This window comes from Moorena bouillonii PNG (genome assembly GCF_001942495.1).
Lineage (GTDB): Bacteria > Cyanobacteriota > Cyanobacteriia > Cyanobacteriales > Coleofasciculaceae > Moorena > Moorena bouillonii.
The window spans coordinates 2,252,435-2,277,620 of sequence record NZ_MKZS01000001.1 but is presented as its reverse complement, the minus strand read 5'-3'; the positions used below and the strand labels follow the sequence as shown (position 1 = coordinate 2,277,620).

Sequence of the window (25,186 nt, the reverse complement as noted above, 5' to 3'; positions counted from 1 at the left end):
ATGATTACCACTACTGGCTGCTTGATGTTTAGTCATTCGCATCTTCAGCTAAACGTTCTGCTAGGGCTTCAATGTTAGGATAGTTCCACAACAGGGTGGGAGATATCTCACGGCCAAGATAGTTTTCCAATCTACCTAAAAGAATCAAAGCATCTGCTGATTCTAAGTTGTAGCTTTCAAATGGTTCCTGGATATCTATCTCTTCAGGATCAACCTCCAGTCGTTGGGCGAGATGGGAAACTAACCAGGCTTGAATAGCTTCTTCAGTATGACATTCTTGATCGATTTTATCAGCGATAGTTTCAAGCATTGTGTTTACTTTTTTAGTTAGTTTTAATTTGCCATTATTCAAAAGCAAATTGCCAATTTATAATTGCTAATTGCCGTCAATTTATTTTAATTAATTGCAATTTTCAATTTTCAATTTGTTTTTCGACTTTTTCCTTTTGGATTTCGTCATTAGCTGGTGACTGTGGTGTGAGTAGATACCCGTCTTCCATACGAAGGATGCGATCAGCAACATCCAAAATTCTGTTATCGTGAGTCACCATCAAAATAGCGCATCCTTGCTCATGAGCTAGTCGTTGCATAAGATCGACCACATCTCGACCTGTCTTACTATCTAAGGCAGCAGTTGGTTCATCTGCTAAGACCAATTTGGGATTATTGACTAAAGCACGGGCAATGGCTACCCGTTGTTTTTGCCCCCCAGAAAGGTTTTGAGGGTAGTGATTAACTCGATCCCCCAGCTTAACCAGTTGGAGCATAGCTTCAGCTCTAGTGCGAGCTTCCCGGTGAGAGATGCCTCGATGCAGTTCAATCGCCATTTGAACATTTTCCCGGGCTGTCAAGAACTCTAGTAAGTTGTGAGCTTGAAAAATATAACCAATGTGGCTACGCACTGACACTAATTGTTCAGGACTAGCGCCATACAATTCTCGGTCTAGAATTTTTAGACTTCCCTCTTGTACAGAACGCAATCCTCCAATTAACGTCAACAACGTTGTTTTACCTGACCCCGATGGCCCCGTCATAATGACAATTTCTCCAGATTTTATTTCCAGATTAATGTCAAATAAAATTTGGCTCCGTAATGACCGTTGACCCAAGTAATGATTCAGTTTTTTTATATCAATCAAAATTTCTTGGGACATCGGTTTATTGGATTATAATCTAGTAATTATAAAGTTTATAATCTAGTAATTATCAATTTTTTAAAAAGAAAACTAGAAAATATCAGCTGGATCAGCAGACCGCATTTTATTAACAGCCAATATGCCAGAAGCAAAACACATTAAAATTGTTACTATTAAAACTAGAGAGGCTTGATTAAGTCTCATCTCCATTGGTAATCCAGTAGCATTTTTTGCCACATTATACAGACCTAAAGAGATAGCAAATCCTGGAATATAACCTAAAATAGCTAATATAACAGACTGTTGGAATACTACAGATAATAAGTATTGATTTGGATAGCCAATTGCTTTTAGAGTGGCATAGGCAACTATGTTATTAGAAATATTGCTATGAAGAATTTGATAGACAATAACTATACCAACAACTGAGCCCATAAATAGCATCAGAGCAAGGATAAAGCCAACAGGAGTTCTGGTCTGCCAATAGTCTTTTTCAAAGTCAACAAATTCTTGATAAGAAAAAACTAAAACATCTTCAGATAAGTGGTTTTTCAAATTTTGTAAAACTATTTCAGGATCAGCATCAGGTTTGAGGGTAATGACTCCTACATCAACCATTCCTGAATTGAGATCGAATATCCGGAACAATGTTGAGTCGCCAACTACTAAATTACCGTCCACCCCAAAAGAAGGTCCTAGACTAAACAAGCCTCCAACCTTAACTCGATATCCTTTTCTAGCTGCAAAACCAAATATTTCGATAGTTTGTTCCGTGTTTCCCTGCTCAAAGTTCTCAGCAATTGGACCAAACTCAGGTCTAGACTTCCGATCAAATAAAACTACATTAGGAAGTTTGAGTATATCCAGATTTTGATTAACTTCCGGGGAATTAAGCACAGGCTTTCCTGGATCAAAGCCAATAATATAGATTGAGTACTTTTGATCAGTAATAGGATTTTTGAATTTCGCAAATCGTAGATATAACGGACTAACTGCTTCTACTCCATTAAATCCTAGAGCTTGATATAAACGCTCTCGAGGGAAGCTTTGCTTAGCGGTCAGAGATTTATATTGAGAACTGATTAAAAATAAATCACCGTTGATAATTTGATGCACCTTGGTAGCACTAGTATAGAGAGAATCATTAAACCCAATTTGCATAAAAATAAGAACAACGATAAACGCAATACCAGCGAGAGCAACGATCAAACGAACTCTTTGTCTCGCTAGTTGTAACCAGGCAATAGGAAGTTGGAGAATCATTCTTCAAGCATTTTAGTAAATGAGATGTCTGGGTAATTTAATATATAAATTATCAATGTGGTGAGGGACTTTCGTGCTGGGTTAATAGGAGTAGGTAGTAAGAATGCGGCGCTGCATCGCTTGACAAAAACGATAGACAGACATCAACTATTTTGGTAAACCTTTATTGGTGAATTCAACACTTCTAAATCTGCTTAACCGAGTTACAGGTGAATCCTTACCTCTACTTGTAAGTTGGTAAATGCTGCAACTCGTTGACTGTCTACGGAATCATCAATGCGGATTTTAACGTCCACCACTTTACGATCTGTATCTGATCCAGGATTAACATCAAAAACCTGTTGTCTGTCAATTTGTAAACCAATCTCAGCAACTGTTCCCTGTATTTTACCCTCAAAAGCAGGGCTACTAATAGTAGCTTTTTGACCCATATAGACTTTGCTAATATCCGTTTCATGGACTTCTGCGATTACATACATCTGGTCGGTTTGACCTAGCTCAACAAGCCCGTTACTGCCAATAATTTCTCCAGATTTCGTGTGAACTTTCAGGACTTGTCCATCGATAGGAGAACGGATGTAGGTTAAATCTAGTTCAGCTTGAGCAAGCTTGACAGCAGCGATCGCACTCTCAATCTCTCCCTGAGCTATTTGTACATCTACTGGACGAACCTCAGTAATACGGTCTAGATTCGCTTTTGCTTGACTGATCTGTTCTTGACCGGTGTCCATAGTCCGTCGCCGAGTCGCTTTTGCTTCATTAATTTGCTCTTGAATCGTTTCCACAGTTCGTTTCAGAGCAGCTTTTGCTTCATTAATTTGCTCTTGAATCGTTTCCACTTGTAGACGTTTACTGTCAAAAACAGAGGCAGAAATTGCACCTTCTTTATAGAGTTGTTGATTACGTTTATACTCGGCTTGAGCATTACGCAATTGGGCTTGTAAACGAGCCACGGTTGCTTCCTGTGTCGCCACTTCCCCTCGTAACTGAGCTTGTAAGCGAGCCATAGTTGCTTCCTGTGTCGCCACTTCCCCTCGTAACTGAGCTTGTAAGCGAGCGATCGTTGCCTCTTGTGCCGAAATTTCTCCTGTCTGAGCCCCAGCTTTGACTTTGTCCAGACGAGCTTGGGAAATTTTAACGTTTTGTTTAGCTTGTTCTAAAGTAGCAAAACGAAGAGCATAACTGTCTAGCAGAGCGATGATTTGCCCTGCCTTAATCTTGTCTCCTTCTTTCACTAAGAGTTGGTCAACTCGAGTACCTCCTACAGAATTAGGGGCAGACAAACGAGTCACTCCTCCTTGAGGCTCTAGACTTCCAAGAGCAGTGACCCCAACCATGACAATGGTATTATTTTCTGGGGAATTTGATATAGAAGCTTGACGTTTCGATTCAAATTGGGGCAAGCCATAGAAATAAATCCCCCCAGTAGCTAAAGCCATAGCTGCTGAGAAAATCAGATACCACTGACTTACAGGGTTTGTAAATGATTGACTTTCCTTATGCACGATAATCCTTAGTTGGCAATAGTAGTGGAGAAGTGCATCGCAATGCCACTGGGTTCACTGTATAATAAATTCTGTTGTACATTAACCTCATCTAAGAACATGAGGCAGGAAACATGGATGGTTTTAAGTGGCTAAATTTGCTATTGATTCAGCAATAAAACAAAATCATAGATATATAGCATTTATTCATTCGGTGAGATACTTTTGTCCTGGGTTAATGGGAGCAGGAATCCCCCCTAACCACCCTGAGTAAGGGAGGAAGGGAGTAGGGAGTAGCGAGAATAAAATTGACTTTACCTCATAAGTACGAGAAACCCTATAGGATCTTGACCATCACTAGATGGCACTAGTGTTTACAAAGTTTGGCAAGTTGGTAAAAATCAAATTATTTATGAATGTTGCCCGTACACCACTGAACCTATTTTCAAAAAAACGGTTATTACCCTAAATTAAACTTGATTGATTTGACAATTAACCTATTTCTATACCTTGAAATATTCTGTCATGATCTCCAAGTTATGGCAAGGGAATTTTTGAAATATTTTTTAATTTTTAAAAACCCCGCATATCCAGGACCCTTAATTGAAGTGAATGATAAGTTGATAATTATTTTTTTGAATAATTTTTGTTCAACGTAATAGTTAAAAATTTTATATAAAAAATTTGTAACTGTCTTGATGCAATAGCGAGTGGGGTGGCCTCCTTTGAACGCACTGGCTCCCCTGTTCCCTTGCTCCATCGCTTTAAGAAAAGTCTTAGCAGTTAAGCAGTAAACCCAACAATCAATGTTCCAATTTTGCTCACTACACTCCACATCCTATAGCCCACTACCAGTCTAAATCAATAAGCTTCGAGCCTAAGTACTAAGTCTGATCAAGTGGTAGAAGACACCCTCAAGCAAGACCGCTCAGGTTTTAGCTATTGGGTTTTAGCTACTCTCAGTAGATCACTAACTTAGGAAATCATAAGGTAAGCATTCAGGCGTCAGCGGTCAGCCGTCAGTGGTCAGGGGTGCATCTCAAAGTTGTAAATCTATCACTCAGGGAACTGTAGAAGTTTTTTAGCTTTCAATGGTCGTATTTTTGCAAAAGTGAGATGCACCCGTGGTCAGTGTTCAGTTGTTGGCCTTTGGCACCCCAAGTAGCTTGCCCAAAATCGCTGATACGCGACACGCTGATAGCTGATAGCTGAATACTTACATGATAAGGTTTTGCTGGTGTTAGCTTAATGGTTTTAGATTAAACGTGTTAAGTACTTTTTTTGGAGACAGTGGTGTGGAACTTCTTACCAAGTCTTTTCTTGAACCCAGCACCAAAAATCAGTGTGGCTAAGGAACCCAAAATGGTGGTGGGTTCAGGAGCTGAAGGCACAGATCCAGCAGAAAGGCTGGAACTAGCTACCCAGGCATCAAAGGATCCGGCATTAGCTCCTCCCAAAGACCCATCAGTAAATCCGGCTAAGTAAACCTGAGCAGCCTGCTGGGCATCAATACCAAATAAGGCAAAGTCATCTTCGGGGGTTCCAAACTGCTCAGTCATCAACAGGTTACCGTCACTGTCGAACTTGGCAATAAAGACATCATTGAGTCCGGCATTGGTTCCTCCTAAATCACCATCAGTGATTCCTGAAATATAAATAAAGCCGTCACTGTCGATGTCAATAGCAAAGGCGCTATCAGAACCAGAAGTCCCAATCTGTTGACTCCATAGCTGGTTGCCATCCGTGTCATACTTAACCAAGAAAGCATCATAATACCCAGCATTCGGTCCCCCTAAAGAGCCCAAGGTAAATCCTGTGCTGTAGACATTACCAGAGCTATCAAGAGCAAGATCCCAGGCAAAATCATAATTAGAAGTACCAAACTGCTCAATCCACAACTGCTCACCGTTACTATCAAACTTCGTCAACCAGCCATCATACAAGCCAGCATGCTCTTCGCCTAATTTACCAGTAGTAAATCCTGTAGCAAAGACATTACCATTGTTGTCGGCGGCGACACCGTAAAGTTCGTCAAACTCAACAGTACCAAACTGTTTAGCCCACAACTGGTTACCATTGCTATCAAACTTGGCCACATAGGGATCATCAAACAGGGGAATGGGCTGATCTGATCCAGCATTTACTCCCCCTAAGTCACCTGTAGTATATCCCCCAGTGTAGATATTACCGTCATTATCAACGTCAATTGCAAAGGCAGTGTCGAATTGCTCAGTTCCATACTGTTGACTCAACAGCGTGTTGCCATTACTGTCTAACTTAATAAAATAGGCATCATCTCCTCCAACGACCGACCCTCCTAAGTTACCCGTGGTGGTGCCTGCAATGTAAACATTGTCAGCGCTGTCAAAGCTAATATCAAAAGAGCGGTCCTCACCAGAAGTCCCCAACTGTTTAACCCACTGTTGTTGACCCTGGCTATTGTATTTAGCTACGTAGGCATCTTGAGATCCAGCATTGGATTGGCCCAAGTCCCCTTGAGTCCATCCTGTAACGTATACATTACCAACGCTATCAGTACCAACGTTAAACGCGATATCAACACTGGCACTTCCCAACTGCTGAGCATTATCGAAAGCTGCTTGTTGGGATGGGGGAGTATTATCGTATTCAAAGTAGTCACCATCTACACTCAGACCAGAAGCTCCTGGCAAAATGGCGATCAGATCAGGTCTAGGATTATTCAGATATATGGCTGTGCCATTTTTTTTCGGTCCGATCGGTTTCAGAGTATAATTACTTGAGTCGCCGTGAAGCCGAATAGTATCTTGGTTGGGATCGAAGTCTCCAATTAAAGCATAGTCCTTCTTCCCTCGGAATCCGGTACCGCCAGCGTAGTAGGGATTATTTTCATCCCCCAACAAAAATCGGTCTCTGGTAGGGGCATTGGCGCTCGATCCGTCACTAGTACTATCAGGACCACCAATTAAGATATCAATTTCTCCTTGACCAGGTATAGGAGTACCAGGATCGACACCCAGTAAAATATCATTGCCAGTACGAGTGAAAATGATATTAGTCCCTGAATCCCCTACAAAAGCATCGAGACCGGGGGTGCCTACTTTCAGGACAGTAATAAATTCGGATAATATATTATCTGAGGTTTGACTACTACCTGATGTTCTGCTGTTGACTATGGGCAAAGGCAATAGTCTTTTCAAGAATGAATTATTATTGGAAATCCTTCGATTGTTTGACGATAGGCTGCTCAAAAAATTCCTGATTTCAGATTCTTCCTGATCAGAAAAATTTAAGGACTGAGATGTAGCAGGTTTGACCTCAACTCCCAAAATTCCTAAAGTAGCTAATAAAATATTAGCGGTAGCAAAAATGGAGGCTTTCACCAAAATTAAAACTCCCTATTCTTCCTTGTACTTGGTAGAAAAATTATGCTCCCAGGCGGCTTTGGTCAAAACCATGACCGTTTCTGAAGTCATATAGGGTGATTGAGGCTACAGTCTGTCATCCCTATTAGAGTTAACGGTAAGGTAGTGGTCAAGGCATTAGTTACAACCAAGACAAATATTTATCCTGAGATAATTAACTCAAGTTACCTAAGCAGCCGCTAGCTTCTCAACTAATTGTTGCATACCCCGAGCCTATCCAACCACAGATTTTGGAGATCTTTATTGAAACAACATAGTGAATGCTCAATCATACTAATTATTACCTGAAACTGTCAATGAATTGGCTCTGGTATTAACTCTAGATAAATTAAAAGAAAAAATTGTCTTTGGAGAAAATCACTCTGTATAAAATATATATTTTTCGTCTATTAAAATACGTAGTAAATTTATTAATAAGCTTGAGTAAAAGAGACTTTTTTATTTTTAGGTACTTTTTAACGTTATAGGCACGATATCGGCCTGTGCGGGTAAATTTTAGGTCTTTACCAATTTTTTACCATTACTTTATCTTGATTTTTCGGAATTTCATTCACAGTTTTTGAATGATTGAATAGAAGTTCTGTATAAATCAATTACGAATCAGGAATATGACTCATCTACGAGAGGCAGTTGTACTCATTACCGGTGCAGCTGGTGCTTTTGGACAGGAGTTAACCCGACAGTTATTAAAGGCTGGCAGCCGATTAATTCTATCTGATCTCGAAGAAGTCATTGTCCGTAAACGGGCTGAGGTGATTTGGCGTGAAGTGGGTACAGGGGATGTGATCGCATGCCTAGGAGCTGATCTTTCTTCCCGTGAGGGATCTCAAAGCCTAACACCTAACACCTAACACCATTAACCTTGCCCTAACCCTCAAAAGTCAATTGACAGAGTCCTAGTGGTTGACGATTCAAAGCTCTACCTAACGCTATAATCGCCATGATCTTAATCAAGAATTTATACAAAATTAATCAAATATATATCTGATATTTGTCAAATGGTATGATTATTGTATTTAAGTTATCATTAAACCTGTAACTCTAGATTTATTTGTAAAACTACATGGCTCATTCAAACTAATTTAATGATGCTAACCATAGTTTATAGCAATTCTACGACTTGTGAGGTACAAATTTCTGGTTTTTAGGGAGCAGCGATGCAGCGCGGTCTTGGGGGTTTCCCCCATGAGCGACTGCATCAAGACGGGAGCAGGGAGCAGGGAGCAGGGAGCAGGGAAGAGGAACCCACCCCTAACCCCTCCCAGGAGGGGAAGGGAAGAGGGAAGAGGTAAAAAATAATGTGTACCTCATGAGTCCTAGAAACGCTATAGCTCAACAGAACAAAACGGTGACAGGCGAGAGTCCTGTGCTACTCGTTTAATAAAACTTATTTTATTTATTTAATTTTTATCTGGTTCAAGGTGTCAAGCCCTAGAGATTGGCTAGGTTAAATTCAGATAATTTTTATACCATCAATGTGGTCAATGTTGTCATTTACACCAACTATATTGCTGCTATCGGTCTAGATAGATAGACTTGGTCTGGAGAAAAAAGTTTGCTATTTTAGGGTAAGCATTCACCTATCAACTCCTGAGCTAACCCGCTACGGGCATGCTGTACAAACAGCTAATCTAATCCAACGTCTGATCAATAAAGAGAGTTCCCCCATAAGCTTGTTTTCGTGAGCGACGCGCTTCGTGATGGGTTGCTCCTTACTCGGTTCTGTTGCAGGAATCATCAATAGCTGATAGCTGGCAAGTACAGTAAGCACGTAGGGCGTTAGCTGATGGCTGAATACCTCAGGGGATGACAAGCAGCTTGAAAGCTGGACTGGTTGTGGGGTGACCGGTTGTGGGATATAGGGTGAAATTAAGCCGTAATTAAAACCTGTTAATCATAACTGAAGCAGATAGAGTAGTTTGCTGAAAATTCAGGGGCTAATTTATGCGAAATAAACCTGTGAATAAGCGCCAAGAGTGGTGAGGGTTAAAACACAATCAAGCCTGCTCCTCCCCTACTTCCCTCTCTGCCCCCACGTCCCTCTCTTGGGAGTTTTTTATGTCTCTTTACAAACAGTCAACAATAAACATTCAGCACATGAAATTTGTGAAAAGATTATCCAAATCATACCCTAGGCCAATCGATACTATTTACAATAGCTGAAATAGCAGTAATGGTTGAAGACAATAGTTTTTTTATATGATAAAATTAATTTGTAATTATGTCAGTCAGCGAAAAAATAGCTAAACTAATTTACGATTTGAGTATTTGCAAAACTTGCTGAAAAAACTAAATTCGTAAAAATAAATTAAAAAACTTACATAATCAGTTTATAAAAATAGTTTTATACTAATAAAATTAAAAGTTATCTAAATTAAGTTAACTAGTTTACCGTGGTTAAGAATCAGTCTATGTCTAATTCTAAACTTGACATGGCATTGGCCCAGCTCCAAGAGGACTTGGATAGCTTTGAAAAGAATCTGATCCAACGTATCCAAGGGAAAGACACGATGTCGGATAAATTAACAGAATCAAGCAATATTAACCAAAAACTGCCACAAACTCCTATCGCCATTGTTGGCATGGCATCGCTTTTACCGAAAGCCAGAAATTTGCAGGAATACTGGACGAATATTCTTGAAAAAATCGACTGTATTACGGATGTTCCTGCTTCCCACTGGAATGTAGACGACTACTACGATCCAAACCCCAAGGCACCGGACAAAACCTACTGCAAAAGAGGCGGATTTATCCCACATATCGATTTTAACCCCATGGAGTTTGGGCTCCCTCCGAACATCCTGGAAGTAACAGATGTTTCCCAGTTGTTAAGTCTAGTAGTGGCAAAGGAGGCGATGGAAGATGCGGGCTATGGCAAATCCCGGGAGTTTAATCGAGAGCGTACTGGGGTAATCCTAGGCTCGGCACTGGCAAAACAACTAAGTACACCACTTTCAGTGAGATTGCAGTATCCGATTTGGGAGAAAGTCCTAAAAAGTAGTGGGTTATCCGATCAGGATACTAAAAAAATTGTAGAAAAAATAAAGCTAGCCTATGTGCAGTGGAACGAAAATGCCTTTCCCGGGATGCTAGCTAATGTTATTGCTGGACGCATTGCCAACCGTCTAGATTTGGGGGGAACAAACTGTGTAGTGGATGCTGCCTGTGCCAGCTCATTAGGTGCTTTAAAAATGGCAATGAGTGAGCTGAGTGAGCATCGCGCTGACATGATGCTGACTGGAGGAGTTGACACGGATAACTCTCTGTTGGCCTATATATGTTTCAGCAAAACCCCTGCCATCTCGCCAAGCCAAACTATAAAGCCTTTCGATGCTGAGTCGGATGGGATGATGCTGGGTGAAGGCATCGGGATGCTGGTACTTAAACGTCTGGAGGACGCGAAGCGAGATAATGACACAATCTATGCTGTGATCAAAGGCATTGGTACCTCCAGTGATGGTAAATATAAAAGCATTTACGCTCCTCGCCCAGAAGGACAAGCGAAAGCCTTGAAGCGGGCTTACGAAGATGCAGGTTTCTCTCCTACCAGTGTCAGCCTGATTGAAGCACACGGCACGGGGACTAGAGCTGGGGATCCCAGTGAATTCAAGGCTCTAAAGGACGTTTTTAGTGAAAACAACCCCAAAAAACAGTATGTTGCTCTCGGTAGTGTTAAATCCCAGATTGGGCATACCAAAGCTGCGGCTGGTGCAGCTAGTCTCATCAAAACTGCCTTGGCTCTACACCACAAAATCTTGCCACCTACTATCAACATCACCAATCCCAACCCATCACTGGATATTGATAATTCACCATTTTATTTGAATACTGAAACCCGACCCTGGATTCGCGCTGAAGGAGATAGTCCAAGGCGTGCTGGTGTGAGTTCCTTTGGCTTTGGTGGCACGAATTATCATGTTGTTCTCGAAGAATATGAACAAGAACACAATCATGTCTATCGTTTACACGATACTTCCCAGTCGATTCTCCTGTCTGCACCCACACCAGACCAATTGTTAGCTCGTTGTGAAGATACCTTACAAAAGTTGCAGTTTAAAACTGGAGAGCAGCACTACCAGGAACTGATTGATAGCTGTAAAGCTGAAGAAATTCCGGTCACTGAAGCTAGAGTGGGGTTTGTGGCGGATTCTCTAATACAAGCTTGCAGATGCTTACAAACCACTATTAACTGCCTGAAAAACAGACCACAAGCACAATCGTGGAATCATCCCCAAGGGATCTACTATCGTGAAAGTGGCATGAAGCTGGAAGGAAAAGTCGTTGCCCTATTTTCAGGCCAAGGTTCCCAGTATCTAGAAATGGGGCGGGAACTGGTGATGAATTTCCCTTGTTTGCGCCAGACCTATGGTTATATCGATAGTCTGTTCCTCAAGGATAGTTTGAAGCCCGTTTCAGAAACGGTTTTTCCTGCGCCTGTGTTTGATACAGCTCAACGGCATATCCAGGCTGAAGTACTGCAACGTACAGATTATGCTCAGCCAGCCATTGGAGCCTTCAGTGTTGGTCTTTACAAGATTCTGCAACAGGCAGGATTTAAGCCTGATTTTATTGCTGGACACAGCTTTGGAGAACTCACTGCTCTCTGGGCTGCTGAAGTTTTGAGTGATGAGGATTACTTTTTCCTAGTTAAAGCTAGAGGCCAGGCAATGGCAACCCCAGATGATCCAAATTTTGATCCGGGAGCCATGTTGGCGGTGAACGAAGAAGTTAATCGAGTCAAAGCGGTTATTGATAGTTTTCCTAAAATTACCATTGCCAATTTCAATTCGAATCGCCAAGTGGTCTTAGCCGGTTCAACAGCAGAAATTGCGAAGGTACAGGAAGTGTTGACTGAAAAAGGGTATTCTGCTATATTGCTGCCAGTTTCCGCTGCCTTCCATACTTCTCGGATTGGACATGCCCAAAAAGCTTTTGCTCAAGCCAGTGAAGCAGTTACGTTCAAAAAAGCAAAAATTCCTGTTTATACCAATGTGACTGGGGAGCGTTATCCCACTGAACCAGAAGACATTAAAAACATTTTGGGAGTAAACTTGAGCAAGTCAGTACTGTTCAAGCAGGAAATCGAAACTATCTACAATGCAGGGGGGTATTGCTTTGTTGAGTTTGGACCTCGGAGCATCCTGACCCACTTGATAAAGGATATTCTTGGTGATAAACCCCATGTCGCCGTAGCCTTAAATGCGAGTCGTCAACAGGATAGCGATCGCCAATTGCGTCAAGCGGTTATCCAGTTGCGCGTTGCTGGTTTGCCCTTGAAAAACCTCGACCCCTACCAAATTGAGCCTCCAGCACCCAAGACTGACAATAAAAAACCGCTCAATGTCCGCTTAAATTGCGTTAATTATGTGTCAGAAAAGACGAAAAAGGCTTTTGAAAAGGCTTTGCAGGATGGACATCAAGTGACATCTCTTGGTCAGGATAATGGGGCAAGTCATGTGAGCACAGTGGAAACTCAACTGACACAAATGCTCACCAATGGAGATGGGTCTAGCCAGAGCAATGGTAAGACAGCTAAGGCAAATTATCAGGGGAGTTCTTCAACTAAGCTTGTCACTGAATCGAAACAATCCTTGAGTAATGGAAATCGGTCTAGCCAGAGCAATGGTCACACCGCAAAGCCCAATCATCAGGGGAGTTCTTCAACTAAGCTTGTCACTCCACCGAAACAATCCTTGAGTAATGGACATCGCTCTAGCCAGAGCAATGGTCACACAGCTCAGGCCAATCATCAGCAGAATTCTTCAACTAAGCTTGTCACTCCATCGACACCATCGGTGAGTAATGGAAATCGGTCTAGCCAGAGCAATGGTCACACCGCAAAGGCCAATTATCAGGGGAGTTCTTCAACTAAGCTTGTCACTGAATCGAAACAATCCTTGAGTAATGGAAATGGGTCTAGCCAGAGCAATGGTCACACCGCAAAGCCCAATTATCAGGGGAGTTCTTCAACTAAGCTTGTCACTGAATCGAAACAATCCTTGAGTAATGGAAATGGGTCTAGCCAGAGCAATGGCAAAGGGGCGATCGCCCAGAACCCAGGAAACAGGATTGCACTCTCGCCATTCATCCAGCCCACATCTCGGTTACGTCCCATGGAGACTTCTCAGACCAAACCAACATCAATTCCCACTCAACCTACCCAGAAGACAAATGGGCATCTTGTGACCTCCTCTGGGAGTAGCACCAATGACAGGTCTGATGCCAAACCAGCACTAGCTCTTACTCAACCCGCTCTTGAATCGAACATGCTCTCAACACCAACTCTATCTGTAAATTCCCAACGTATTTTAGAGAGCTTAGAGTATAGCTTGAAGTTGTTTAGTCAACATCAAGGTGAAACGTTACAGGTTCACGGACAATATCTGAACAATCAGCTGGAATATGCCAAAACCTTTTTCCAACTGATGCAGCAGCAGCATTCCTTGTTTGGCAACAGCAACGGAACTGATCAACAAGCGCAAACGAAGCAACTTGTGATACAGAGCTTAGAACGCACTATGATGCAGTTTCACCAGCAGCAAGGTCAGACTCTCAACGTCCATGAGCAATATTTAAACCATCAGCTAGAGTATACCAAGAACTTTTTCCAACTGGTAAAACAGCAGTATCAAGAGGTTCTCAAAGGTGAGGTTGTTGATCAACCAGGGCTAGAAGCTGGTAATGGTAATCAATTGCTGGGGAATCAGGAGTTAACCACACAAGATACTTCTACAACGGTGACAACATCGGTTACTAGCGCTCAGGATAGTCTCAATAATTTGCCATCCACTACTAAACTGACTACAGAGACCAAGCAAAAAAATAAGTTAGTACAGAAACAGGATAGCCAAACTTCTGAGAATACCGAAGTTGTCAACCAAGAGGAAACATTTAAACCGAATCCTGCTGCTACTTTGCTCAAGGAGTCGAAGCCAGAGCCAGAGCCAGCTTTAAGCAATGTCTCAAAACCCGTTCAGGAAAGTCCAGTAGCTGAAGTTAAGGTTGAGCCAACAGCAAAAGTAGCATCTTCAGCATCAGCAGCCACGGATATTAATGGGATTGGTCAAACTCTGCTAGATGTGGTTAGCGAGAAAACCGGCTATCCAGCGGACATGTTAGAGCTGGATATGGACATGGAAGCGGATTTAGGGATTGACTCCATCAAACGGGTGGAAATCCTAGGTGCTTTGCAAGAGATGTATCCTGATTTTCCTCAAGCCAATCCAGAGCAACTCGGAGAACTGCGCACCCTTGGTCAAATCGTAGAGTACTTACAGTCGAATGGTTCCAAGGTTCTCCCTGTCCAACCTGAAGCAACAACCAACAGCTCAGCTAAGATCGAAACAATCGAATCTGAGCCAGTGGAAAGCAATGAGGTTCAACCAGTTGAAGAAAATCTAGGGGCAGAAACGCCCACACCATTACCAGCTACAGATGTTAAAGCCATCGGTCAAACTCTGCTAGATGTGGTGAGCGAGAAAACCGGCTATCCAGCGGACATGTTAGAGCTGGATATGGACATGGAAGCGGATTTAGGGATTGACTCCATCAAACGGGTGGAAATCCTAGGCGCTCTACAGGAGATGTATCCTGATTTGCCTCAAGCCAATCCAGAGCAACTTGGAGAACTGCGTACCCTTGGTCAAATCGTAGAGTACTTACAGTCGAATGCTTCAAAGGTTATCCCTGTCCAACCTGAAGCAACAACCAACAGCTCAGCTGAGATGGAAACAATCGAATCTGAGCCAGTGGAAAGCAATGAGGTTCAACCAGTTGAAGAAAGTCTACCGCTAGAAACTCCCACACCATTAACACCATTACCAGCTATAGATGTTAAGGCCATCGGTCAAACTCTGCTAGATGTGGTTAGCGAAAAAACCGGCTATCCAGCGGACATGTTAGAGCTGGATATGGACATGGAAGCCGATTTAGGGATTGACTCCATCAAACGGGTGGAAATCCTAGGCGCTCTACAGGAGATGTACCCTGATTTGCCTCAAGCCAATCCAGAGGAACTCGGAGAACTGCGCACTCTTGGTCAAATTGTTGAGTATCTTCAACAGCAGACAGCGACGACTAAAAAAAAAGAGTTCCAGCAGCAGCCTTCTAGTGAGCAACTTGACCTAGATCATAATATTCCACGCTGTTTGGTAAAACTTAAAGCTTTGCCTGAGCCAGATAGTTTGGATTTGACGTTACCTGACAAGCATATTGTTTTGTTAACCGATGATGGTTCACTCACTACATCCAAACTGGCTCAATCCCTAACAGAGCGTGACTGGAAAGTGGTGGTCTTAAGTTTTCCCCAATCCCTGATTGCAGAACAACCACCTTTACCGAAAGGAGTTAGTCGTATTGTGTTGAACGATTTGAGTGAGGAGCATTTGAAACAACAATTGGCAGCAATTACTGCTAACTATGGTTTCGTTGGTGCATTCATTCATCTCAATCCTGCGATTGGTACCGGGCTCAATGATGGGATTCGCTTTCTTGACCTAGAAAAAGCTCTTCTTAAGCAGGTATTTTTGATGGCCAAACATCTCAAACCATCACTGAATCAAGCGGCGCGTCAGGGACGGAGTTGTTTCATGACTGTTGCTCGTCTTGATGGAGCGTTTGGATTAGCACAAAACATGAACTTTGGTGCAATTGGTGCGGGTCTATTTGGATTGACTAAAACCCTAAACCTTGAATGGAAATCAGTATTTTGCCGGGGCATTGATCTGAGTCCTGATCTGAATGCTGAGCGCTCGGCTCAGTACATCATGGCTGAACTTCACGATCCCAACCATTATATTACTGAAGTTGGATATAGTTCACAGGGGCGAGTAACCCTCAGCACTGAACCATCCATCTAAATATAGTGCTTGAGTGCTGAGTGCTCAGTGTGACTAGTGGCAAAAATCAGGGTGCACCTTACCAAACTGGAACAATCAACCAAAACATTGAAGATGTTAACAATGTCGCCAATCTCGCCAGGAGAAACCCTAGACAGAAAACTAGTTCCTGTCGAGCAAGGGATGGAAATCTTAAATCGCCTTGCTAAATCCAGTTATGTAGTAACAATGAGTCGCGTCAAAGGACCTCTGAGTGAAGAAATCCTTAGACAGGCTCTTGACCTGATTCAATACCGTTACCCTTGTCTTAACTCTCGTATCGTTGGCTCATTAGATAATCTTTGCTTTAAAACTGAAGGGGTGTCCAAGATTCCTTTGCGTGTGGTTGACAATCTCTACAACGAACACTGGCAAGAGGTTGTTCTTGAAGAGCTGAATCAGGAAATTGAGAGTGATAAAGGTTTGATGCGGGCAGTGCTAGTTCGTGCTGAGAGTGAAAACAGTGCGAACTATCTGATTACATCAATCCACCACGCTATATCAGACGGCTTATCTTGTGTCCGACTGCACTCAGCAATTTTGACCTACTGCGAGAAAATTCACTGTGGGGAACCAATAACTTCAGTGCTTCCCTTACCCATACTCCCACCCATAGATAGGTTAATTCCGATATCAACTAGGGGATTGCAAGGGATTTGGCATAGATCATTGCTATTATTACGAATAATTTTTAATCAGGTTTGGTATCGACCAAAAACTCTCGGGTTTGAGAAGTGCGTACCCATTAATTTACGCCGTTGTGGTATGGTGCAAAAATCCTTAGACAAAGGGTTAACCCAAGAGTTGATCAATCGTTGCAAAAAGGAAAAGACAACAGTACATGGTGCCCTGTGTGGAGCGATGCTGTTGACTGCCGCAAAAAGCATCACAGCAAATAAGAAAAAAAGGTTGTGTGTAAGTTGCCTATCCTATGTTGACTTGCGCAGACGCTTGGAACCAGTGGTCAGTGATGAGGTCATGGGGATGCTAATTTCAGGTGTTACCTCATATCACACCTTACAAAGCAATCTATCATTCTGGGATTTAGCTCGGAGTGTTAAAAAACAGCTCGAATCTCGTTTAAAAAAAGCCAATTTATTTAGATTTTGTCTGATAATTAAAGCCGGGATTAAGTGGTTTATAAGGCACCCTAATAAAGGGTCGGTAACCGTATCTGTTACCAATATTGGTAAAGTCAATATTCCTAAACATTACGGTTCCTTTGAACTAGAAGAAATCAGCTTTGTTGCAGCCGAAGGAGCAGGTGGGGGTACGTTATCGGTTGCTGTTTCAACCTTTGAGGAAAAAATGATATTAAATTTTATATTTTCTGAGCCATCAATTAGTCAAAACTCAATGGAAAAAATGGCAAATAATGTCCTGTCGTGTCTTATTGATGGTTGCTTGACCAAGGTAGCTTGACCCCTAACGTAGGGCCACAAATGCTAGCTATAGACCCCTGATAATAAAAGTTAAACAAGAGTAACTATTTATAAATTAATTATCCAATTATTGGGAAACTTTATGATACAAACAGCTCAAATCAGTCAATCATCAGTGTTTCTTGTCAGTGGCGGAGCAAAAGGCATTACCGCTGAGTGCGTGATTCGGATGGCACAGCACCAACCATCCAAATTTATTCTACTGGGTCGTTCATCAATCATGAAAGATGAACCAGATTGGGCAAAGGATTGTTTTGATGAATCTGAATTGAAAAAACGGATTATGGAAAATATCCGTGCCCAAGGACAGAAGCCTACTCCCATGGAAGTACAACGGGTATTTAAGACAATTGCTTCGAGTCGAGAAATTCACAAAAGTCTCCTGGCAATTGAACAGGCAGGCGGTCAGGTAGACTATATTGATGTTGATGTAACCGATGCTCTAGCCTTACAGCAAAAGCTGGCGACTGTGGTTGAGCGCATGGGTCCAATTACCGGTATTATCCACGGAGCAGGGGTTTTAGCGGATAAATTAATTGAAAAGAAATCGGAACAAGATTTTGAGACCGTTTATGCTACCAAAGTAAAGGGTTTGGAAAATCTGCTGAGTTGCGTCAGCCCAGGTCAACTGGATTATTTAGTTCTATTTTCGTCTGTAGCTGGTTTTTACGGAAATATCGGTCAGTCGGACTATGCGATCGCAAATGAAATTCTCAACAAATCAGCTCATCTGGTCAAGCAAAACCATCCCTCCTGCCATGTGGTTGCCATCAATTGGGGACCTTGGGACAGTGGTATGGTGACTTCGGAACTAAAGAAGGCGTTTGCTAAGCGCAACATTGAAATTATTCCAATCCCAGTGGGGACAAACATGCTAGTTAAGGAACTGGATAGTGCCAATCAGGAAACGGCGCAAGTGGTGATTGGCACTCCACTGGAACCAGTGTTAGGGGAGTTAAACCCTGAGTTACGAACCTATCGTATTCGCCGCAAATTGACACTGGACGCTAATCCCTTTTTACAAGATCACATCATTGGCGGTTATCCAGTATTGCCAGCTACTTGTGCCGTAGCATGGATTATTAATGCCTGTGAACAACTGTATCCCGGTTACAAATTCTTCAGTTACACAAATTTCAAGGTCTTGAAAGGGATTATTTTCAATAATAATCTGGCAAGTGAATATGTTCTGGATCTCAAAGAAATTGCTAAGACCAATGACGGTTCAATAGAATTTGAAGGAAAAATATGGAGTAAAAAAGAAGAAAGTAAAATTCCTTATCATGAGCATTATCGGGCTCAGATTAAGCTGGTCAGAGAAATCAAGAGTGCTCCCACTTATGAGAGCGTTAACGTTGAGGAAGATGTTGAAATTCCTGAACAGATTAAATCACCATTATATCAAGCTGGAAAATGCACCTTATTTCATGGCCCTTCCTTTTGGGGGGTGAAACGGGTCTTGAATCTGACTGCTAAAAAAATTACAGCAGCCTGTCGTTGGTCATCTATTAGTGACCGACAACAAGGGCAGTTTACAATTCAAACTTTCAATCCCTACATCGCTGATCTTCAGACACACGCTAATGGAATTTTAATTTATGCGTTTTATCAAGAGGAATTGTTACCTTCCCAATCGGAAAAATTTGAACAATTTGCCATGATCCCACCGGGAGAAACGTTTTATGTATCTACGGAGCTCAAATCTAAAGTAAATAAAAATGTCATTGTTGATATGATAGCCCATAATCGTGAAGGACAAATTTATTCCCGTTGGCTTGGCTGGAAAGGAACTATTTTTCCTTTATGGTAAAAGTTTTTTTTATCAAAGCAATTAATATTATACCGGAACTACATTTTTTTAAAGCTGATTATTAAAAGCTGTAAAAGCTGTCTTTTGTGATCAAAAATTTATGGATAAAATAGCAATAATTGGATTGTCTTGCCTCTTCCCTGATGCCAAAACTCCAGAAGAATTCTGGCATAATCTGATTAGCAAAAAAGATTCTACTTCCGAATTAAATGAGGATGACATAGGAGTTGAACCGGCATTTTTTTTTAATCCATTAAAAAATCAACCGGATAAAAGCTACTCTTTAAGGGGAGGATATATCCGAGATTTTCAGTTTGATGTCACTGGATACAACTTGCCTTCAGAACTTCTTGAAGGGTTAGATCCTCTCTTCCAACGGTGCCTCTATGTTGCCAAACAAGCATTGCAACACAGCAATTATTTGAACAATGATAGGGTGCTCTCAAAGTGTGGTGTAATTTTCGGTAATGTTTCAAGCATTACTCAACTCTCGAATCAACTATTTGGATCGATTTATCAGGACACCATCGAAGCTGCACTTAGGGAGCTTTTGCAGAATCAAAACTTCCAGTTGGCAAAATTACCGAAATCTGACAAATTATCTCTTTATAATGGGATGAACTATGGCGCGCTTTCAGCCTTAGTCGCCCAAGCTTTTTCTCTATCCGATATTAACTATACCCTAGACTCTGCCTGTTCTTCATCACTGTATGCTGTGAAATTGGCAAGTCATTACCTACTATCCCACAAAGCTGATTTGATGTTAGCGGGAGCCGTGAGTCATGCTGATCCAATTTTCGCTCGGATGCTATTTTCTGGTATTCAGGCTTACCCTGAACATGATCTCAGCCGACCCTTAGATCAATCTTCCAAAGGTCTAACCCCAGGGGATGGGATGGGTATGGTGGTGCTCAAGCGCTACAGTGAGGCGATTCGAGATGGTGATCAAATTTATGCCACAATCTGTGGTAACGGATTATCTAATGATGGTCGGGGAAAGCACCTGCTGAGTCCGAACCCCCGAGGCCAAATTTTAGCCTATAAACGAGCCTATGCTGAGGCAAACATTAGTCCAAAGAGCATCGATTATTTAGAATGCCATGCTACTGGTACTCTCCTTGGTGATACCACTGAACTTGGCTCTGTAGATACCTTCTTTGGTCAGCATCAAGGATCTATGCTGGTGGGTTCTGTCAAATCTAATCTGGGTCACCTGCTAAGTGCTTCTGGTATGGCTAGCATCATTAAAGTCATTTTGAGTATGTCTAAGGGTGTAATACCCCCGACAATTAATATAGCGACTCCCCTCAGCTCTCCTAATAATGTGATTGCAGCGGAGCAAGTGGTTCGAGCTGCAACTCCCTGGCCAAACAATAAACCGCTTAAACGGGCAGCCATTAATACCTTCGGTTTTGGCGGAAATAATGCTCATTTGATTCTTGAGCAATCCACTCAGGCCGAACAAATCCCTGATTTTGAACCGGAAGCCTCTAAACCGGTGCCAGCTACTAAGATCGCGATTGTGGGCATGGACAGCTTTTTTGGCTCCTGTGATGGCTTGGATCGGTTTGAGCGCAGTATTTATGATGGAGCCCAGCATTTTATCCCTCTTCCTAAGCAGCGCTGGAAGGGAATTGACGAGGAACAACAATTGCTCAAGGACTATGGCTTTACAGACGGTAAAGCACCCTTAGGCGCTTACATCCAAGATTTTGACATTGATACATTACGGTTTAAGATACCGCCCAATGAAGCAGACACACTCAACCCTGAACAACCGCTAATGCTTAAGGTAGCCGAGGGTGCGGTGAAAGACGCAGGACTAAGTGAGGGGGGAAATGTGGCAGTGATTATCGCTGCAGAAACCCAACTTGCTGCTCACCAGCTTCAGCAGCGATGGCATCTGTCTTGGCAACTCAAAGACAGTTTTGTTGACACGAATGAATCCTTACTCTCCGAAGCTATCGATAGCCTAGAAAGCATTGTTAAAGATAGCATTCACAACCAGGCAAAAACCAGTGACTATCTCGGTTACATCGGTGCGATCACAGCCAGTCGTATTTCTGCTCTGTGGGATTTCAACGGGCCTTCCTTGACCCTCGGTGTTGGGGAAAATTCCACCTTCAAAGCTCTAGAAACGGCACAACTATTACTCGCTGCTGGGGAGGTAGATGCGGTTGTTGTGGGTGCTGTTGACCTAGCTGGCGGCGTGGAAAATGTTTTGTTGCGAAACCAATTGGCAAAGGTCAACACAGGAGTCAATACCCTGAGTTACGACCAAAATACTAATGGCTGGATGGTTGGTGAAGGGGCTGGCGCTGTAGTTTTAAAGCGTCTTGATACAGCCCAGCAAGACCAAGACCGTATTTATGCAGTGATTGATGCCATCAGTTTGGTACAAGCCCGTGGGAAATCAGACCAGGTCAATCCTTTCCCGCAACCGCCTCTGGCTGAAGCTGTAATACAAGCCTGTCAACAGGCTCATACTCAAGCAGACATCACACCTGGGGATATTGGCTATTTAGAAGTGTTTGGTAGTGGAGTAGCTCAGGAGGATGAGGCAGAGATTCGTGGATTAACCCAAGCCTATAAAACTGCCAAGCCTGATTTAAACTGTGCCATAGGTAGTGTCAAGGCAAATATTGGTCATACCTATGTTGCTTCAGGAATTGCTAGCTTAATCAAAACTGCACTCTGTCTCTATCACCGATATATTCCAGCAACACCTCAATGGACTGGTCCTAAAATGCCGGAGGTTTGGCAAGGTAGTCCATTTTATGTGGCAACTGCATCAAGACCTTGGTTTTTAGCACCAGAGAGCACCAAACGAGTAGCAGCAATTAACGGTATGGGACTGGAGGGGAGTCATGCCCATATAATTTTGTCAGAGGAACAGACTCAGAACGATCGCAACAGGAACTATTTGGAGCAAACACCATTTTATCTCTTTCCCATTGCTGCTGATGGTCAATCACAGTTACTTGAGCAGCTGCATAATTTAGAAGAAACTATCGAAAATTGTGTTTCTCTATCTACTGCTGCTCGCCAAACCTTTACCAGGTTTCAAAAACGTTCTCAGGCAACTTATACCCTGGCAATTCTCGGACACAACAACGATGAATTAAAACGAGAGATCCAGCGTGCAATGAAGGGGATTCCCAAGGCTTTTGAGAAAGGTAAAGACTGGCAAACGCCTATGGGAAGCTATTTTACAGCTAAACCACTGGCTAAACGGGGTACCGTTGCGTTTGTTTATCCTGGTGCTTTCAATTCCTATATTGGACTAGGTCAGAATCTTTTTCAGCTATTTCCCAAACTCTACGAGGAGGCAGATAAACATGTCGCCAATATAGGTTCGATCCTCAGGGAAAGACTTCTTTATCCGAGGAGCTTAAATTCCTTATCCAGAAGGCAACTCGAAGTCCTTGAACAGCAACTGTTAGACGATTCCCATACCATGCTCAAATCTGGAATGGCCTTTGGTGGAATCTTGACCATAATCATGAGGGATTATTTCCAAGTTCAAGCTCAATCTACCTTTGGCTACAGCCTAGGAGAACTTAGTATGATGATTGGTCAGTCCGTCTGGAGTAACTATGATCAAGCTATCGATGGCTTAAGCTCCTCTCCTATATTTAGCAAAAGACTGTCTGGTCCTAAAAACGCAGTTCGCGAGTATTGGGGATTACCCCAAGGCAAGGATGATCAGGACAAACAAATTTGGAGTACCTATGTTCTGATGACTCCGGTATACCAAGTTGTGGAATATCTCAAACATGAGAATCGCGTCTACCTTACTCATATCAATACCCCAAAAGAAGTGGTAATTGCTGGTGATCCTCAAGCTTGTCGGAGGATGATTGACACTCTTAAATGCGATGCCTTCCGTGCTCCTGCCGATGATGTACTTCATTGTGACGCCATGGCTTCTGAATACCATGAACTTGCTAGACTGACCAGTTTACCTATCGGCAGCCAACCAGAGACTGTTTTTTATTCCGCAGCCGATTACAAACCCATTACCCTTGAGAGCCATGCCATTGGTCACGCTATCGCCAAGGGTCTTTGTCAGCCCCTCGATTTTCCTCGGCTAATTAACCAAGTTTATGACAATGGAGCCAAGATCTTTGTGGAGGTAGGCGCTGGGAGTACTTGTTCTAGATGGATTCGTGAAAACCTCAAGGATAAGGAACATGTCACAGTTTCCCTCAATAAAAGAGGTTCAAACGACCATACCTCTATTGTCAAAGCTTTGGCCAAGCTAGTTAGTCATCAAGTCTCTCTAGATTTGTCGCCGCTGTATACTCAGGAACCAGAAAATGCTGGTCAGCGGCGCTCAATGGTTAAAACCATAACCTTGGGTGGGAGCCGGATTAAGTCCAGAATTTTGAGCAATACTAACCAGGAAATTGCTGAAACTCTATCGTCAAATGTCTTAATTCATAAGACTTGGGAACAGCCACAAACTTTGCCCAATTTTGAACCATCTGAACCCGTAACTTCATCAAATATTCAAAGTACTGTCCTAAACCATGAAAATAGTGCTAAGTGTGCTTTAAATTACAGCCTTACAAGCACCGAAAAATTAGACTGTGGCCACCCTAATAAAATGCCGCTGGATAATAATAGTTGCAGTCTAGAATTATCCCAAAAAAATCACAATTTTGTTCCGGAAATAACCCTAATTGGATTACAAAAAAATCAGTATCAAAAACTGAGTTATAATACATCTCGCATCACCAAAAACCATGCTGCTTTTTTAAGGAATCAACAAGAATCCTTGAAGCAAATTGGCGACATTATTCAGCACCAAGTAACGTTTTCAAAGCAGTTGCTTGATTCTGAATCATAATTGTGTATCAACCAAACATGAAGCGTAAAACACTATTTTTCTTGACTTGGGTATCTACCATCGTGTTAATTCTCTGCTGGGTGTTACCTACAAATGCCTTCAACGAGTTCTACCGCAACGGACTCAAAGAACACAGTACCTTTCATTACGAATTTACCCGCACCCTAGTGCGGGCAGCGGGTTTCTCGCCAGAATTGGCAGAACAGATTGCAGTTACCAATCAAGCTGTGGACTCAATTAATTTCACAGGTTACAACGGCACCAACGTGCGTCTCACCAATACGGGACGCTTTGGCCCGTATAGTCTATACTGGCACTTTCCCCGACGCGGTTGCACTGATTCATTCGGTGTGTCCTATCCCACTGACGCCAGCGAATGCAACACTTGCAACTACTTCACGGACAGTTCCGACTCCTGTCCAAGGGGAATCCCAGAGTTAAATACCATGGACCAGTGGGCTCTTTACGGCAATTCTGACGATCTACTGGTAACGCCTAAATACTCTTTGAATCGTCGGAGATTCAAAACTGTACCGGCAAGCTCTATCACGGCTTTAGCGATTTTTCTCCATTCCCTTGCTGATTCCTATTCCCATGAACGCTGCATGGAAACTATGCAGCTGCGGGAGCACAAACCATTTCCTGCAGAGTGCAATGTCTTGCTCTGGCATCTGGATTTAGAGTTTGGTGGTGGTGATCCAGGTGTGCCGTATACCAAAAATGCTGCTCGTGCTGTCTTTAAGGCTGCCGTACACTATATAGCCCAGAACGGAGAAGGTGGTGATCCGCTGTGGAGCTTTGATGAGGCGAACAACTTTATTGAGCAGTTTGCTGAAATAGAATCTCCTGATGAGCGTGCCCAATTTGCTATCGACACCTACAATAATCTCTCATAACCTGAGAAAAACATTAATAGGAT

The 25,186-nt window shown here is 42.5% G+C and carries 11 protein-coding genes and 1 pseudogene; 7 read left to right on the top strand and 5 right to left on the bottom strand.

Annotated features, from left to right (window positions below; translation table 11 throughout):
- Positions 1–28: 28 nt before the first annotated feature.
- The 5 genes from BJP37_RS09485 to BJP37_RS09460 form a co-directional block, all read right to left on the bottom strand.
- Positions 29–310, bottom strand: coding sequence for an acyl carrier protein (locus BJP37_RS09485; RefSeq protein WP_070392160.1), 282 nt, complete (start codon positions 308–310; stop codon positions 29–31).
- Between the two features lie 103 nt (positions 311–413).
- On the bottom strand, positions 414–1,154 hold the full coding sequence (locus BJP37_RS09480) for a DevA family ABC transporter ATP-binding protein (protein WP_075898280.1): 741 nt from the start codon (positions 1,152–1,154) through the stop codon (positions 414–416).
- Positions 1,155–1,226: 72 nt separating this feature from the next.
- Complete coding sequence (devC, locus tag BJP37_RS09475) at positions 1,227–2,399, bottom strand: ABC transporter permease DevC (RefSeq protein WP_075898278.1); 1,173 nt, start codon at positions 2,397–2,399, stop codon at positions 1,227–1,229.
- Positions 2,400–2,602: 203 nt separating this feature from the next.
- The gene (locus BJP37_RS09470) at positions 2,603–3,907 is read right to left on the bottom strand and encodes an ABC exporter membrane fusion protein (RefSeq protein WP_075898276.1); all 1,305 of its coding nucleotides are present in this window, start codon (positions 3,905–3,907) and stop codon (positions 2,603–2,605) included.
- Between the two features lie 1,244 nt (positions 3,908–5,151).
- Complete coding sequence (locus BJP37_RS09460) at positions 5,152–7,245, bottom strand: PEP-CTERM sorting domain-containing protein (RefSeq protein WP_075898272.1); 2,094 nt, start codon at positions 7,243–7,245, stop codon at positions 5,152–5,154.
- Between the two features lie 650 nt (positions 7,246–7,895).
- Between BJP37_RS09460 and BJP37_RS09455 the strand changes: the two genes are divergently transcribed.
- The 7 genes and pseudogenes from BJP37_RS09455 (at position 7,896) to BJP37_RS09415 (ending at position 25,163) form a co-directional block, all read left to right on the top strand.
- Positions 7,896–8,138, top strand: a complete 243-nt coding sequence (locus BJP37_RS09455; protein ID WP_143727542.1) for a polysaccharide biosynthesis protein — start codon at positions 7,896–7,898, stop codon at positions 8,136–8,138.
- Between the two features lie 306 nt (positions 8,139–8,444).
- Positions 8,445–8,579 (top strand): hypothetical protein, encoded by a 135-nt coding sequence (locus BJP37_RS43415; RefSeq protein ID WP_269086975.1) that lies wholly within the window; start codon positions 8,445–8,447, stop codon positions 8,577–8,579.
- Positions 8,580–9,698: 1,119 nt separating this feature from the next.
- A complete protein-coding gene (locus tag BJP37_RS34300) occupies positions 9,699–16,145 on the top strand; it encodes a type I polyketide synthase (RefSeq protein WP_081431121.1) in 6,447 nt (2,148 codons plus the stop codon).
- Positions 16,146–16,247: 102 nt separating this feature from the next.
- A complete protein-coding gene (locus BJP37_RS09430) occupies positions 16,248–17,585 on the top strand; it encodes a phthiocerol/phthiodiolone dimycocerosyl transferase family protein (protein WP_075905933.1) in 1,338 nt (445 codons plus the stop codon).
- Between the two features lie 102 nt (positions 17,586–17,687).
- Positions 17,688–19,415, top strand: a pseudogene (locus BJP37_RS09425) (SDR family NAD(P)-dependent oxidoreductase); the annotation flags it as partial.
- Between the two features lie 100 nt (positions 19,416–19,515).
- The gene (locus BJP37_RS09420) at positions 19,516–24,267 is read left to right on the top strand and encodes a PfaB family protein (RefSeq protein ID WP_075898268.1); all 4,752 of its coding nucleotides are present in this window, start codon (positions 19,516–19,518) and stop codon (positions 24,265–24,267) included.
- A 17-nt stretch (positions 24,268–24,284) separates the two neighbouring features.
- Complete coding sequence (locus tag BJP37_RS09415) at positions 24,285–25,163, top strand: hypothetical protein (protein WP_143727540.1); 879 nt, start codon at positions 24,285–24,287, stop codon at positions 25,161–25,163.
- The last annotated feature ends 23 nt before the right edge of the window (positions 25,164–25,186 follow it).